Origin of the sequence: Rhodoflexus caldus (assembly GCF_021206925.1) — a bacterium.
GTDB lineage: Bacteria > Bacteroidota > Bacteroidia > Cytophagales > Thermoflexibacteraceae > Rhodoflexus > Rhodoflexus caldus.
The window spans coordinates 213,226-228,379 of the sequence record NZ_JAJPRF010000002.1 but is presented as its reverse complement, the minus strand read 5'-3'; the positions used below and the strand labels follow the sequence as shown (position 1 = coordinate 228,379).

Annotated in this window: 17 protein-coding genes; 12 read left to right on the top strand and 5 right to left on the bottom strand. The window is 45.8% G+C overall.

Going from position 1 to position 15,154, the window contains the following annotated elements:
• The first annotated feature begins 69 nt into the window (after positions 1-69).
• Positions 70-2,556: a YfhO family protein gene (locus NDK19_RS03105; protein WP_250630373.1), complete on the top strand. Its 2,487-nt coding sequence runs from the start codon at positions 70-72 to the stop codon at positions 2,554-2,556.
• Between the two features lie 122 nt (positions 2,557-2,678).
• On the opposite strand, the gene NDK19_RS03100 is transcribed toward NDK19_RS03105, so the two are convergent.
• Positions 2,679-3,713, bottom strand: a complete 1,035-nt coding sequence (locus NDK19_RS03100) for an AI-2E family transporter (RefSeq protein WP_250630372.1) — start codon at positions 3,711-3,713, stop codon at positions 2,679-2,681.
• A gap of 64 nt (positions 3,714-3,777) precedes the next feature.
• On the opposite strand from NDK19_RS03100, the gene NDK19_RS03095 reads away from it, so the two are divergent.
• A complete protein-coding gene (locus NDK19_RS03095) occupies positions 3,778-4,821 on the top strand; it encodes a tetratricopeptide repeat protein (RefSeq protein ID WP_250630371.1) in 1,044 nt (347 codons plus the stop codon).
• 1 nt (position 4,822) lies between these two features.
• Here the strand turns inward: NDK19_RS03095 and NDK19_RS03090 are convergent, their stop codons facing one another.
• Complete coding sequence (locus NDK19_RS03090) at positions 4,823-5,245, bottom strand: hotdog fold thioesterase (RefSeq protein ID WP_394801670.1); 423 nt, start codon at positions 5,243-5,245, stop codon at positions 4,823-4,825.
• Between the two features lie 150 nt (positions 5,246-5,395).
• On the opposite strand from NDK19_RS03090, the gene NDK19_RS03085 reads away from it, so the two are divergent.
• Positions 5,396-6,073 (top strand): histidine phosphatase family protein, encoded by a 678-nt coding sequence (locus NDK19_RS03085; RefSeq protein ID WP_250630370.1) that lies wholly within the window; start codon positions 5,396-5,398, stop codon positions 6,071-6,073.
• An 8-nt stretch (positions 6,074-6,081) separates the two neighbouring features.
• Here the strand turns inward: NDK19_RS03085 and NDK19_RS03080 are convergent, their stop codons facing one another.
• Entirely contained in the window at positions 6,082-6,789 is a 708-nt protein-coding gene (locus NDK19_RS03080; protein WP_250630369.1) for an SAM-dependent methyltransferase, read from the bottom strand.
• A gap of 134 nt (positions 6,790-6,923) precedes the next feature.
• Between NDK19_RS03080 and NDK19_RS03075 the strand changes: the two genes are divergently transcribed.
• The 9 genes from NDK19_RS03075 to hslV all read left to right on the top strand — a co-directional run bounded on the left by NDK19_RS03075 (position 6,924) and on the right by hslV (position 13,410).
• Positions 6,924-8,075, top strand: coding sequence for a Na/Pi symporter (locus tag NDK19_RS03075; protein WP_250630368.1), 1,152 nt, complete (start codon positions 6,924-6,926; stop codon positions 8,073-8,075).
• A gap of 56 nt (positions 8,076-8,131) precedes the next feature.
• Positions 8,132-8,863 carry a C40 family peptidase gene (locus NDK19_RS03070; protein WP_250630367.1) on the top strand — a complete coding sequence of 244 codons (732 nt, stop codon included), beginning with the start codon at positions 8,132-8,134 and terminating at the stop codon, positions 8,861-8,863.
• A gap of 68 nt (positions 8,864-8,931) precedes the next feature.
• Complete coding sequence (floA, locus tag NDK19_RS03065; protein WP_250630366.1) at positions 8,932-9,924, top strand: flotillin-like protein FloA; 993 nt, start codon at positions 8,932-8,934, stop codon at positions 9,922-9,924.
• 28 nt (positions 9,925-9,952) lie between these two features.
• Positions 9,953-10,270, top strand: coding sequence for a rhodanese-like domain-containing protein (locus tag NDK19_RS03060; protein ID WP_250630365.1), 318 nt, complete (start codon positions 9,953-9,955; stop codon positions 10,268-10,270).
• A gap of 76 nt (positions 10,271-10,346) precedes the next feature.
• Positions 10,347-10,859, top strand: a complete 513-nt coding sequence (locus NDK19_RS03055; RefSeq protein ID WP_250630364.1) for an HNH endonuclease — start codon at positions 10,347-10,349, stop codon at positions 10,857-10,859.
• A gap of 28 nt (positions 10,860-10,887) precedes the next feature.
• Positions 10,888-11,472: a porin family protein gene (locus NDK19_RS03050; protein WP_250630363.1), complete on the top strand. Its 585-nt coding sequence runs from the start codon at positions 10,888-10,890 to the stop codon at positions 11,470-11,472.
• A 7-nt stretch (positions 11,473-11,479) separates the two neighbouring features.
• A complete protein-coding gene (locus NDK19_RS03045; protein WP_250630362.1) occupies positions 11,480-12,100 on the top strand; it encodes a 4'-phosphopantetheinyl transferase family protein in 621 nt (206 codons plus the stop codon).
• Positions 12,101-12,110: 10 nt separating this feature from the next.
• Complete coding sequence (locus NDK19_RS03040; protein WP_250630361.1) at positions 12,111-12,887, top strand: MBL fold metallo-hydrolase; 777 nt, start codon at positions 12,111-12,113, stop codon at positions 12,885-12,887.
• Positions 12,877-13,410 (top strand): ATP-dependent protease subunit HslV, encoded by a 534-nt coding sequence (gene hslV, locus NDK19_RS03035; protein ID WP_250630360.1) that lies wholly within the window; start codon positions 12,877-12,879, stop codon positions 13,408-13,410. The genes NDK19_RS03040 and hslV overlap by 11 nt, the downstream gene beginning before the upstream one ends.
• Here hslV and NDK19_RS03030 read toward each other — a convergent pair.
• Both NDK19_RS03030 and NDK19_RS03025 read right to left on the bottom strand, forming a co-directional pair.
• A complete protein-coding gene (locus NDK19_RS03030) occupies positions 13,405-14,370 on the bottom strand; it encodes a YheT family hydrolase (protein WP_250630359.1) in 966 nt (321 codons plus the stop codon). The two genes, hslV and NDK19_RS03030, sit on opposite strands and share 6 nt — an antisense overlap.
• Positions 14,371-14,375: 5 nt before the next feature.
• Positions 14,376-15,089: a prealbumin-like fold domain-containing protein gene (locus tag NDK19_RS03025; protein ID WP_250630358.1), complete on the bottom strand. Its 714-nt coding sequence runs from the start codon at positions 15,087-15,089 to the stop codon at positions 14,376-14,378.
• Positions 15,090-15,154 lie beyond the last annotated feature (65 nt).

The following is a 15,154-nucleotide window of genomic DNA, read 5'->3' as shown; positions in this document are numbered from 1 at the left end:
GAAATGTTTGTGCAAATATACACTTACTTTTTAATTACCTTTGTCCGCTAAGTATCCATTGCGTATTACATGAAACAACTCACGATTGGCAAGGTGTTGCCCTATATTATCAGCATTCTTGCTTTTTATGCCATAACTGCCATTTACTTTTCGCCCGAAGTTTTTGAAGGAAAATCCCTTGCGCAGGATGATATTATCCGCTACGAAGGTGGCTCTAAGGAAGTGCGCGATTTTAACGCAACAAACCCCGAGCCGAGCATGTGGACAAATAGCATGTTTGGCGGTATGCCCGTATATGTGCTGAATCCTGTATTTCCCGACCAGCCCATTGCAGTGATTGACCGTATTTTCAAAGGTTTGTTTTTTTCGGGACAAACGGCGCATATGTTATTCCAGACGATGCTGTGCATGTTTATTGCACTTGCTGTTTTTGGGGTGAGCCCTTATGTGGCGGCAATAGCAGCGGCGGCTTTCGGGCTTTCAACATACAACCTTATTATTATTGAAGTCGGTCATATGACCAAAGCATGGGCAATTGCTTATGCCCCGCTCGTCCTTTCAGGTATTTATCTGACTTTCAGGGGTAAACTATTGCAAGGCTTTGCATTAACCGCTCTTGCATTGGCACTTGAAATTCGCGCCAACCACTTGCAGATTACCTACTACCTTGCCTTTGTATGTGCCGTTTACGGCGTAGCCGAACTGATACGCGCTGTTCAGGAACAAAAACTGCCGGCATTTGCCAAAACTGTGGGCGTGTTGCTGCTGGCCGCAGGGCTCGCGGTAGCAGCTAACTCAGGCCGCTTGCTTACGACAGCAGATTACGGCAAATATTCGCAACGAGGCAAAGCGGAACTCACGCCACTGCCCGGCGAGGAGGCCGCCAATCCGCAAGACGGCCTCAACCGCGATTATGCTTTCAGTTGGAGTCAGGGCATTGCAGAAACTTTCACACTGATACTGCCCAATTTTTACGGGGGCAGCAACAACGAGAAACTCAACCCACAAGGCGCAACTTATCGCTTTCTGGAAGATGTGATGCGCTCAGGCCAAATCGGCAATCAAGAGTTTACACAGTTTACTACGCGCTCGCCTTTCATGTATTGGGGCGACCAGCCGTTCACTAACGCTCCGGTATATGCAGGTGCTATCATCTGTTTTTTGTTTGTGTGGTTTCTCATGATAGCAACCCCGCCACAACGCTATTGGATGCTGGGGGGAGTATTGCTCATGTTTATGTTTTCATGGGGAAGCAACTTTGCGTCATTCAACTACCTCATGTTTGACTATTTCCCCGGTTTTAACAAGTTCCGCTCCGTTTCCATGGCGCTAAGCCTTGCGGTTATGCTGATGGTTATTGGTGCGGCTATGGGCTTGCAACGCACGCTTTTCCTTTCCGAAAAAGAACATCCTGACTGGTTCAAAAAACTGGGGATTGCTTTTGGGCTTACAGGCGGCCTTTGTGCGCTGTTTTTCATCATGAGCGGCTCGTTCAGTTTCAGCGGCCCTGCCGATGAGCAATTTGGCAGCCTGATTGATGCAGTCAAAGCAGACCGACAAGCAATGTTCCGCAGCGATGCCATCCGCTCGTTCCTGCTTATTTCGGCAGCAGCTTTACTAATTTATCTGCATATCAAGCAAAAAGTAGGACTGGCTATTGTTACTGCCGTTGTTGGCGGCTTGATTATATTTGATAATTGGAGCGTAGGCAAGCGCTATCTGAATAATGATTCTTTCCAACCACAGGCAAAAGAGGCTGCACATGCACCAAGCCCTGCCGATGAGGCTATTCTGAAAGACAAAGACCTCAGCTATCGTGTGCTGAACCTGAACAATCCTTTCAATGATGCGGCAACCTCTTACTACCACAAGTCCGTAGGTGGATATTTTGCCGCTAAACTCCGTCGCTATCAGGATTTGATTAACCGTCGTTTAGAAACAGAAATTAAGTTTCTGATAGACAGTTTGCAGAAAGGTCGTATGCCTGATTTCAGTCGCACGCCTGCACTTAACATGCTCAATACAAGGTATTTAATTCTGAATCCGGGCAGTGCGGAAGGTGTGCTGCGCAACCCTGCGGCATTGGGTAATGCGTGGTTTATTGGCGAACTGCAAGCCGTAAACAGTGCCGATGAAGAAATGGCAGCCCTTGCCAAGCTCTCCCCTGATTCTGTGGCAGTAGTTGATATTGCGAAGTTTCCACAGGCAAAGGCCGGACGCTATCCGCGTGCGGGTGCAAGCATCAAACTCACGGCTTATGCCCCCAACCAACTGACTTATGAGTATGACAGCCCTGCCGATGGTTTTGTTGTATTCTCCGAAATCTATTATCCCGATGGCTGGCAAGTAAAGATTGACGGGCAAGATGCGGGTGAGTTTGTTCGCGTCAATTATGTACTGCGCGGGTTAGCTGTTCCCAAAGGAAAGCACACAATTGTTTGCAAGTTTGACCCTGCTATTTATCGCCAAGGCAGCTTGCTAACCATGATTGCCTCTTACGTGCTGGTAGCAGTGCTCGCAACGTCTATCGGGCTAATGTTTTACAGGAAAAAATAAATTGGCCTGCATCCCATAAAAAATCCCTGTCGGCTAATTTGGACAGGGATTTTTTGTTTGCCTGATGATTGATGGACAATTTAAAGCAAATCGGCAAAACTGACAATATAAGTGCCTCTTTATCAATCTTTTGCATATTCCCGCTTGTAGGCTTCTACAAGCACCAAAAAGTAGGAAATCAGCAGAGGGCCTATGACCAAGCCGAGAATACCGAAAAAATTAACCCCGAATATTACTCCCAAAATGGTAATCAGCGGGTGTATATCGCCTAACTGCCGTGCTATGGAAAAGCGAAGCACATTGTCAATATTCATTACAAGTACTGCGCCATAAATAATCAAACCTACACCGCCAAAAGTATTGCCCTGACTGATAGCTATCAGGCCGGCAGGCACCCAAACCAAAGGCGTACCCAAAACAGGAATAAATGCCATGAAAAAACTGATGACTCCCCAAAAAAGAGCATCGGGAATGCTAAAAATCAGGAAACCTATGGACACTAACGCCCCTTGGATAAATGCTATCAAACTTTGCCCTAAAACATTGGTTTTCACGTTGTTTTCCAGTTCGGTGAACATTTGGCGCACGGTTGTTGTGTCAAAGGGCAGGTAGTAGTAAACCCCATTAATAACTGTCTGCTCATTGACAAACAGATAGTAAAGGATGAAATACATAATACTGATGCCGACAAATAAATTCAATGTTCCGGAAAGAATCGGCGTAAAAAGACTTGTTGCAAACTCCCCAACCCTTCCTGCAATTTTCTGAAGCAGTTCAGGGTTTTGCAAGTCTAAGCCGGTTACTTCCTGAAACTCAACTATCATCGGATTTTTCAGAAATCCTGTCAGGTAATTAACCAATGCAGAGGTATTAGCCGCATATACCATCACTTTTTTGGCTATCATCACACTTGTGGTAATTAGCGGTATAATGATAATAAACAGCGACAGTACGATAATCAGAATGGCACTGAGGCTTGGATTCCACTTTCTTTTTTGTGTGAAAAAAAGGTTCATTTTTCTGAACAATACATACAGAATAATGCTTCCTATCAAGGCGGGTATGTAATCCAGCAGCCCGTACAAAATGGCACAACCAAGCAGCAGTATTAGTGAAACATGAAGCGCAAGACGCTGTTGGGGGGTGTATATTTGCATACGGTTAGGTAGTTATTTCGCTGTTCAAGTTAATAACTCTCCCATGGGAAATCATAAAAAAGTGATGAAAAGAATACTTGCACCAATGCTGACGGTTGCAATATTTGCACTGGCAGCAGCCTGCTCGTCCGATGAGGCAGGTAAAGTCAATCAAGAGGCCGGTAAATTTTTTCTGCGGGGCAAAGCAGCACTCCAACAAAAAAACTATGAGGAAGCCATCCGATTGTTTAAAGAAGCGGTCAATAAAGACAGTTCTTTTGCCGATGCATGGAACAACTGGGGGGTGGCAGAGGCAGCGCTGGGCAGGCACGAGGCCGCCATTCTTTCTTATCAGGGTGCGCTAAGGGCTGACAGTACGTTTACCGATGCTTATTACAACCGCTCCAATGCGTTTTTTGAAACAGGCAAAATGGAGGAAGCACTGGCCGATATTGAAAAAGTGATACCTGCTTACAAAGATTCGGCATATGTTTTTGTCAGTCGCGGAGTTATTTTCGCCCGCCTAAAACAACCAGAAAAAGCATTGGCCGACTTTACGGAAGCCATCAGGTTAGATGTCCGCAATACAGATGCATACATCAACCGCGGCACCTTGTTGTTTGCGCAAAAACAGTATGACGCGGCCATGAAAGACTTTCAGCAAGCACTTCAACTGCAACCCGCAAACGACTTTGCACTCAACAACATAGCCTCGGTTCTAATAGCACAGGGGAAATATGCCGAAGCACTTGAAAAACTCAATCAGGCACTTGCCAAAAATCCCCGACAGGCATATTTCCTCAATAACCGTTCATTTGTACATATGATGACCGGCAACCTGAAAGCCGCCCGAGAAGACCTGCAACTTTCACTCTATTATGACAGCGACAACAGTTGGGCTGTTCGCAACGGCGGAATTTTGGCGCTGAAAGAAAACAAGCCCGACAGCGCACTGGCCGTATTGCAAAAAGCCTTTCAGATGAACCCCGCTACCGATGACATTCACTATTATTTAGGGCTGGCCTATCTTGCAACAGGCAATAAAAAATCGGCCTGCGATGAGTGGAAACAATCGCTTGCCAAAGGAGAACGCCAAACGATAGCGGAAATGCAGCCAAACTGCCGATAGTTTACTCCGCATGAATCACGGCGAGCGTCAAACGACTTACACACACCAACCGATGATGCTCGTCGTGTATTTTAATATCCCACACATGCGTATTTTTACCGATGTGCAGCGGCGTTGCTTTGCCATACACATATCCTTCGCGCACGCTGCGTATGTGATTGGCATTAATTTCCAAACCTACACAAGCCTTGCCTTCGGGTAACATAAGAAAACCCGCCATGCTGCCAAGCGTTTCGGCAAGCACCACCGATGCCCCACCGTGCAGCAATCCCATAGGCTGACGGGTGCGGTCATCCACAGGCATACGGGCTGCAAGAAAATTTTCGCCCACCTCTGTAAACTCTATCCCCAAATGAGTGGTCATATCCTCACGGCGGTGTGCGTTTATTTGCTCCAAAGTAACTTGCTTAATGAATTTCGTCATAGAGTGGCTCAATAGTTGTTATTAGATGTGTAAGGATAGTTAATTTTGCACAATTTTTTGCGAAGGCTAACAAAGTGATGCCCAAGCAAGTTAATATGAAAAACAACACACTTACACCCTAATTGAGTTTATTTGAAAACATTTTTACCCTTGGCAACGAAAGAACTTTACATCATAAGGCACGGAGAAACCGAATTTAACAAGCGTGGTTTCGTGCAAGGCAGTGGTATCGATTCCAACCTGAACGATACCGGCAGACGTCAAGCGCAAGCCTTTTTTGAACATTACCGCCATGTAAATTTTGATAAAATTTACGTGTCTGCACTCAAAAGAACTTGGCAAAGCGTTGAACCTTTTTTTCTAAGAGGTGTTCCGATGCAGGTGTTACCCGGCCTGAACGAAATCAGTTGGGGACACAAAGAAGGTAAAGTATTGAGCAATGAGGACGACTTGCAATATTTTGACATGCTCAACTCGTGGCGCAGCGGCGACCTTACCGTTAAGGTTCCGGGCGGAGAAAGTCCGCTGGAAGTCGCTGAAAGACAGAAGGTTGCCATCCGTCATATCATGCAGTTTACCCATGAAGAACGTGTGCTTGTTTGTATGCACGGAAGGGCCATGCGCATCATCCTTAGTTTATTGTTAGAAACACCTATGACGGAAATGGATAAATACGACCATGGCAATCTGTGTTTGTACGTGTTACATCATGACGGTGAAAAGTTTCATTTGAAAATAGCCAACAGCACGGAACATTTCGTGCATTTGCCGCCTGCAATCAGCAATGACAAACCACACGATTTCCATGCACACAAGGTTATTTCCTGAGACAGTAATTACGATGCGCTTCCTAAAAGAAACACAGCCGGTACTTTGCCAAGTATCGGCTTATTTTTTTGCCAATCGCTGATTGTTTGTGTTTTGATAAACTCATCGGGTGCAGTCAGATGCGCGGCAATGCACAGTTGTGTGTGTGGTTGCAAATGCGCCAACATATCATTTACAAGTGCATCGTTCCGATAAGGGGTTTCTATAAAAATTTGTGTTTGCCCGCGGCCGACTTCTTTTTCTAAATGTTTGAGTGCTTTTATTTTATCCTGCTTCTGAATGGGCAAATAGCCGTTGAATGCAAACGATTGCCCGTTGAAACCCGATGCCATCAGCGCAAGCAGGATAGATGAAGGCCCCACCAGCGGTACTACCTTTTTACCTGTTCGGTGCGCATATTGCACAGCCACCTGCCCGGGGTCGGCAACGCCCGGGCAACCCGCTTCGGACATTACCCCTACGGCAGCATCCGGCGGAATTTCCTTGAAGTATTCGGCCATTTGCTGCAAATTGGTTCGCTTGTCGAGCTCAAAAAAACGCAGTTGCTCTATTATCCGTCCGGTTTTTAGCGATGAGATGAAGCGTCGCGCTGTCCGCATATTTTCCACTAAATAATAATCGGTTGAAGCAATAATTTCACGCGCCTGCGGAATTAACAGATTGTCAGTCGTTAAGGTATCGGTCAGCGGAAGCGGAATGAGGTATATCACAGCCAATCAAGAAGAGTTTAACAATAAATTAACGCCATTTCAGACAGCGAAACTTTAGGTCAATATATTTTTGCAAGTCAAAGTCTTTCGTAAGAAGGCATTTGCAAAAGTAACTGACAAAAGTAAGACAAATAGTTGAAATGCCTGTTACAGCACAAACAAGCAAACAACCAAAGGATGTTTCCTCACCTGCACTGATTCATAAGATTTACAAAACCTCTTTTTGGAAAATCTTTTGGTTGGCCGGCCCTGTCCTGTTATTCCTGTTTTCGCTCGACCTGTTGAGCATGGCCTGTAACATGCTAAGTAAAGAACTAATAGACAGTATATTAACGGCTACAAGCAATCCTTTTATCGGGCTTTTTATCGGCTTACTGACTACGGCTATTATCCAGAGCAGTTCTACTACAACCTCCATGACTGTAGCAGTAGTAGCCTCGGGCACAATCAGCCTTGAACATGCCATTCCCATTATCATCGGCGCTAATATCGGAACAACCGTTACGGCAACGGTCGTAGCTTTTAACCACATTATCCGCCGCAAAGAGTTTCAACGCGCTTTGTCGGCTGCTACGCTTAACGGTTTTTTTAACATTCTGACCGCTGCGATTATTCTGCCGTTAGAATATTACACCCACTTTCTGAGTAAACTTTGCATACTGATATCTTCTCTTTTCGTAACCGGCACTAATGCAACTGTTGGCAACCGAACACACGGTTGGATAGAGTATTCGGCAAAATATGTTACCCAGTTGTTGCCCAACTATCCGTTGGTTACGGCCATTGCTGCCGTTTTCTTGCTGTTTCTGTCAATTTATTGGTTGGTTCTCACGCTTAAAAGCCTGTTTGTTTACAATGTTGGCAAAAAAATGGAGCAAATTGTTTTTGGAACGCGTTATAAATCCCTTTTTTGGGGGGTGTTTTCTACGGCGCTGCTCCAATCAAGCTCTGTTACCACCTCGTTTGCAGTACCTTTGGTAGCCGGTAAAAAAGCATCGCTCCGGCAAGTTTTTCCTTTCATTATGGGTGCTAATGTAGGTACAACTTTTACAGCCTTATTTGCTTCTTTAAGCAACGTAGATGCCTCGTTAAGCATTGCATTTGCACATTTGCTCTTTAATACAATCGGTGTTTGTATTTTCTTCTTTATTCCCGTAGTCAAAGAACTCCCGCTCGTGCTGGCACAAATGCTGGGTAAAGTTGCTATGCGTTATCGTTTAGCAGGATTCTTATACCTGCTGCTGACTTTTTTTGCTATTCCTTTTTTGCTCATCTTCTTTTCGGAAAAATAGGAACTGTTTTTGCAAATTGCGTAACAAAGTTGTAACCCTGTTTTTATCCCTTCACTATGTTACGTACCATTGTATTACTAACAACTGTCGGTTTGTTAGCCGTAGTCGGCTGTAAACCTTCCGGCAAAACCGGTGCATCTTCCAAAAAAGCGAAAACAGTAGCCAAAGCACCTGTTAAAGAAAAGGAACAAGTAAATGCACAGCCAATCGAAGCAGCCCCCAAAGAGAACAAAAGCGACACGCCTCCCGAATTTCACGATATCAGCTTGGACAGTGCGCTGAGTTTTATTCAAAGCAAATTTCCCGATGCCAAGCACAAAGCCGAAATATTTAAAAACAACCGATTAGGAAAGAAAATCAATATCGGGCAAGTAACTGCCGAAGAAATCATACGTATTGCGGAAACCTACAAAGGCACGCCTCACAGTTTTAGCGGTATGAGCAGAAAAGGCATTGACTGCTCGGGCTTGGTGGCGGTATCATTCCGCCAATCGGGTATCAGCGATTTTCCGCATGGCTCGCAGGAACAGGCTTACTACGGTAAAATCGTACTGGGCACTCATCAGTTGCAACGCGGCGACTTGGTTTTCTTTACGAACACTTATCAAACCTCCAACCTGCTTACTCACGTGGGTATCTATCTGGGAAACAACAAGTTTATCCACTCTACCACCAGCAAAGGCGTTATTGTTACAGACTTTATCACCTCGGAGTACTGGCGCAGGCACTACGCCTTTGCTACCCGCCTGTTTAACCCCGCCACCCCTATTGCCAATACAGGGAAATAGTTTTTTGCAGTAAATAGTTGGCTAATCGGACAGAATGTTGTAACATAGCACAAACAAACAACGATATCATGGGATTCGATTTAGTTTCATTAGCTACCATTCTGGCGCTTATCATTATCGGTATCGCCACTCTTACCTACTTTGTACCAATCAATCTGTGGATTACCGCCATCTTCTCCGGTGTGCGAGTGGGGCTGCTGGATTTGGTTTTTATGCGCATACGCAAAGTGCCGCCCCGCATCATTGTAGAGTCGTTGATTACCTCCACCAAGGCAGGTCTTAACCTGACTTCCAGCGATTTGGAGACCCACTACTTGGCAGGCGGGCACGTGCCCTCGGTGATTAAAGCACTTATTTCGGCAGATAAAGCCAATATCAAATTGACTTTCAAGCAAGCCGCCGCCATTGACTTGGCAGGCAGAAATGTATTTGATGCCGTGCAAATGTCTGTAAACCCGAAAGTTATCAATACGCCTCCCGTTGCAGCCGTGGCACAAGACGGTATTCAGCTCATTGCCAAAGCACGCGTTACGGTGCGGGCAAACATTGAGCAGTTGGTAGGCGGTGCAGGCGAAGAAACCATTTTGGCACGCGTAGGCGAAGGCATTGTTACATCCATCGGCTCTTCCCAATCGCATAAAGACGTATTGGAAAACCCCGATAAAATTTCCAAGTTAGTACTTTCCAAAGGTCTTGATTCAGGAACAGCCTTTGAAATTCTTTCCATAGACATTGCCGATATTGACGTTGGCGAAAATGTAGGCGCTAAATTGCAAATAGACCAAGCAAGCGCTGACTTGAAAGTTGCAGAGGCAAAGGCCGAAGAACGCCGCGCAATGGCGGTTGCAGTAGAGCAGGAAATGAAGGCCAAGTCCCAGGCAGCCCGCGCCAAGGTGATTGAGTCCGAATCGGAAGTGCCGCTGGCAATGGCAGAAGCACTCCGAAGCGGCAAAATAGGTATTTTGGACTATTACAAGTTGCAAAATTTACAGGCCGATACCGAAATGAGAGAAGCCATAGCCAACCCGATGGGGGTAAAAAAACCTGAAAGCCCTAAATAATTTTTTGTTTTAAAACCATTTCAAACAAATGACTGTTATCAGATTGACTCCTGACGAACTCAGGGAAAAACGTGCACAGGATGCAGGTGTACTCATAGATGTGCGCACACCTGCCGAATACGAAGCAGGCCACATTGAAGGTGCTACTAATGTGGATTTTTTAGGCGGGCAGTTTGCAGCCGAATTTGAACAATATGATAAATCGAAGACGTATTATCTCTACTGCGCTTCCGGAAATCGCAGCGGAAAAGCCGCTCAGTTAATGCTGGATGCCGGATTTACCAATGTTTTCAATGCAGGCGGATTTATGGAGCTTTCCTTCGCAGGTTTTCCGGTAGAATATTAGCAAGTTACTTGTGTTTTCAGGGCGCGTGTAGTAACTTACGAAAAAACAGAAAATCAGCTTCTTATCCGTTTGAATTATGGGTAGAAAAGTTCTTGTACTGAATGCAGATTATCGGGCATTGACCGTTTGCAGCGTGTACAAAGCAATTATTTTACTGTTTTCGGAAAAAGCGGAAGTAGTTAATAAGGTTGAAAATCTTTATCTGCGAACCGTAACACGCGCCTTTGAAGTACCGTCTGTAATTCGCTTATATCACTACGTAAATGTGCCTTTCAAAAACGTAATGTTGAACAGGCACAATATCTTCAAACGCGACGGTGGACGTTGTTTGTATTGCGGCTCCCGCGAAGACCTTACCTTAGACCATGTTATCCCCCGTTCGCGCGGCGGAAAAACCGCTTGGACAAATTTGGTAACGGCCTGTAAAAGATGTAACACCAAAAAAGGTGATTACACACCCGAAGAAGCAAATATGCCACTGCCTTATGCACCTTTTCGTCCTTCTTATGTAGTTTTCCTCCGCGATTTTTCGGGTATGGGCGATGAAAGTTGGAAACCTTATTTGGTGCAAAATCATGTTGAGTATTAATTTTGCTCAACAATAATGAGCACTTCCAATGAAACATCTAATCCTTTTCCTGTGTCTTGCCATGGGTATTCTGACCTTTGGCTATGCACAAAGCCCTATTTCAATTGGCCTGAAAGGCGGCCTGAACTTCGCAAATTTCGCAGGCGATAATGTGAATACAGACAGCCGAACGGGTATCAACTTTGGCGCTTTCGGCACATACAGCGTAAAAGAAACTTTTGGCATCACTGCCGAAATCAACTATGCGCAGAAAGGCGCCAAAACCTCCAACAGTAAGCTGAATATCAACTACTTGGAAATACCCGTACATCTTTCCTATTTCTTTGGAAAAGGAAAGGTGCGTCCTAAACTGATGGCAGGGCCTTATTTGGGCTTTTTGATGAACTCAGAACTGCAAGTGGGCAATGCCAAAGTGAATGCCAAAGATATTTACAGCAACACCGACTTTGGTCTGAATCTGGGCGGAGGCTTGCACTATGACCTTGGCGATGCCAAATGGCTCTACTTAGATGCCCGCTACGGATTGGGGCTTGCCGATGTTACTAAGGCAAGCGGCAATGTGTATAACCGCGTGTTCAGCATCAATGTAGGTATCAGTTTTGGCTTAGACTAATACAGCCTTGCCGGTCGTAAAAATTAGTCATATAGGCGAAGAAGCAATTTGGGGGCTTTGGGAAATTACGGAAACCCTCCCCGAATTGCTTCAAATTTTGACAAGGCATGAAGTTAATTACCCTATTCCGCAAGGAAAATCTCATACCAAGCTAAGCGAAAGCATCGCCGCCCGTGTTTTGGCACAGCAACTCGCCACTATGGTCGGGCTGAAAGGCGGCGCAATCAAGAAAGATGCCTGCGACTGTCCTTTCTGGGAACATGAAACCGCTCGCTTATCGCTTTCCCACACAACGGGGTTTGCGGCAGCTATTATCCACCGCAGCGCCTCCTGCGGCATAGACATAGAGTGGCCGCATGAGCGCATCCGTAAAATAGCCCCACGCGTTTTCTCAGCCGAAGAAATCAGGCAAGCGGCGGATTTGCAACAGCTTACTACCATATGGTGTGCCAAAGAAGCCCTCTACAAATGGCACAGAGTTGGCTCATTAGAGTTCCGAACGCAACTACAAATCACATTAAATGGCAATCAAATCAATGGGAGGGTGCAGGACGACAACGGCGTTGTTTTCCCCCTACTCCGTCGGGAAAACTTTGGCGAGCTTGTCGTGGTTTATTGCTGGCTGTAAACGCTTCCTCATGGGTTACTTATTGTTTTTAACCGCCCACTACGCATCGGCACAAAGCAGTGAGCGGGTAAAACACGGTGTCGCATTGAAAAACATTACACCCGATGTAGCCCTTGCCACCTGTTTTAAATGGCTGCCCGTAGCCGATGTTCCCGCCAATCAGGTGTACATTCAAACACGAAACGGCGGCATCCTCAGCGGTATTCCATGGGATATTCAGCAAGCAAAGCGATTGCAAAAGAACATCAGGAAAGCAGGCGGTAAGCCGATTAAGTACCTTGTTATCAATGAATTAAACGAAGACCGAATTGCTGTTATCGCATACATGCAAAGCAGAGGAGCAGCCCTCATTGCCGACTCCGCCACTGCCTGCGAATTGATGCAGAGCTACCGAATACGGGTAGCTATTACCATTGTCGGCGATACATCACTGATAATAGGCAAGCGACAAATTACATTTTTTCCACATGGCAAAGGCTTTTCCGATAGCGGCTTGTCAATTTATTTACCCGATAGCCAACTGTTACATGCCGGTTATTTTATTGTATCTCCAACAGCCCGCTATCCTGCCATTCACCCAAAAACATCCCTAAGCGAATGGGCAATAAATCTGGAAAAGTTGTATTTTCGCTTTTCCGATGCCAAGAAAGTCATTCCCGGACAAGGACAGCCGGGTAATGCCAACCTTATCAAGCGATCGATTGCATTGGTAAGTAAAATTGACAAAAATAACAAACGCATACCATACATTTCTAACCAAGACCTTAATGCAGACGATGAGTATTAAATCGACAACAGTAGTAGCAATTGCTCACAACGGGAAAATCGCCATTGGTGCAGACGGTCAGGCAACCATGGGAGCTACTGTTGCCAAAAACAATGTTCGCAAAATCCGCAAGCTCAACGAAGGGCGCGTGGTGGCGGGGTTTGCAGGTTCAACAGCCGATGCTTTCACCCTTTTGGAACGCTTCGAGGAAAAACTCAGTGCCTACGGCGGAAATATGAAGCGCGCGGCCATTGAACTTGCCAAAGATTGGCGCACCGACCGCTTTCTTCGCCGCTTGGAAGCAATGATGATTGCTGCCGGCAAAGATGAAATCCTCATCATTTCAGGTACGGGCGATGTATTAGAGCCTGATAATCAGATAGCTGCCATCGGCTCGGGGGCTATGTATGCCCAATCGGCAGCGCTGGCACTCAAAAAGCACGCCACACACCTCTCAGCCGAAGAAATGGTACGCGAATCGCTGACTGTTGCCGCCGATATCTGTATTTATACCAACCATAACTTCATTATTGAAGTATTATAACAGGTCTTTTACCCATTCAATTGCCCGTTGCTCTACGTAAGTTTCGTTAGTGCCGGGCAGTTGAAAACCTACGTGGCCTCCTTGCGTGGTTAGTTCCAAATGCAAATACGGGTTTTGTTCTGCCTGTTGCTTGGGAAAACACGCTTCTGTCAAAAAAGGGTCATTCAGCGCGTTAATCAGCAGCGTAGGTACGCGAATACCGTCCAGAAATTTTTTGGAACTCACACTGCTGTAATAATCGTCTGCATCGCGGAAGCCATGCAGCGGAGCCGTAAACAGGTTGTCAAAGTCTTTAAAAATTTTCACCTTCTTAAAATCCTCATAGCGGATATATTGAGGCATTATCTGCGACTTCAACTTGATTTTTTGCTCTAAGCGTCGCAAAAATTTATTGGTATAAAAAATTTTATCCGGTTTGGAAAGTTCTTCGCCACAACTTGCCAAATCACAAGGAACAGATACTGCCAATCCTTTTTTAATTTGCGGAGCAACGGCCTCCCCTCGTTCGCCAAGGTATTTCAACGTCATGCTGCCGCCAAGACTGAAGCCGGCAAGCAAAATTTGTTCGTAGCCTTTACGGATGGCATGTTGTACCACCGTATCTAAGTCAGGCGTATCGCCGTGATGATAAAAGCGCGGTAAACGATTAGGTTCGCCGCTACAACTGCGACAGTTCCAGCCCAAACCGTCCCAACCTGCGCGGAACATTACCTTAATTAATCCTCTTACATAATGCCTGTCTGAACTGCCTTCCAGCCCATGGGTTACAATAACCAATTTGCGACTGCCTTGTACTGCCCAATCCAAATCCAAAAAATCACCGTCGGGCGTTTCAATCCGCTCCCGCTGATAATTCACCCCTTTTACTTTTCGGAAAAGGCTTGGTATAACTGTTTGTAAATGAGGATTTTTGAAAAAATAAGCAGGCGCTTTGTAGTGTTCAACAATGCGTATGGGCATGGCTTTTATTGTATGAGTTGATATTCTTCAATGATAATCAGGCCGGCCTGCGGGGTTTCGGTGGTGCGTAAGGTGGTAGCCGTTAAGTCGGTGATGGAAAGTTGGCGTCCTGTAGTAGCTCCACCCAAAATCAACCCGCGGTTGTCGGGTGCAACAGCCCATACGGTGGCACTGACTTGTTGCCCCGCATTAGGACAACCCGGAGCGTTGAAAATATGGATAAAGTTGTCGCGACGAAACTCGTGCACCTGAGTAAACGTACAGGTTGTATTCACCGTACCGTTGAGATTGTAAGAAACCCTGCGCCAGCGTCGGCTGAACCTCCCCGCAAGGGCATTTTGAATAGTGGATTCGGTAATGCGAATCGTTCTGGTATATTCCAAATCGCGGGTATTGAAAGATATGGAGGCATTTAGAGGGTCGCTCCAATTATTGGCCGAACCCCGCTCAACGCTTGCGTAATAGCCCAAAGTGCCGAATGGGAGGCCTGTAAATATAGCTGTGCCGTTCCTGTCAGTCTGTTTAGGCGGAATCACCTGCCGGTCATTGATAAAGGCTTCTTGGTCAGCATAAAGGATAACCGTTGCCCCTTCTATCGGTTGGTTATTAAAATTGACAACCTTTATCTGCAAAGCAAAGCCGGGAGAAAAAGTTTCTCGCGGCTTGCAGGCGCTAATCATCAGAACAAACAGCAAAAAGGCCGGCCATTGAAATCGCATAAGTATCTGTTTTTACAGTTTCAAAATTAGTTCATTTCAATGACGAACGAAACCTGTTGAGCGTT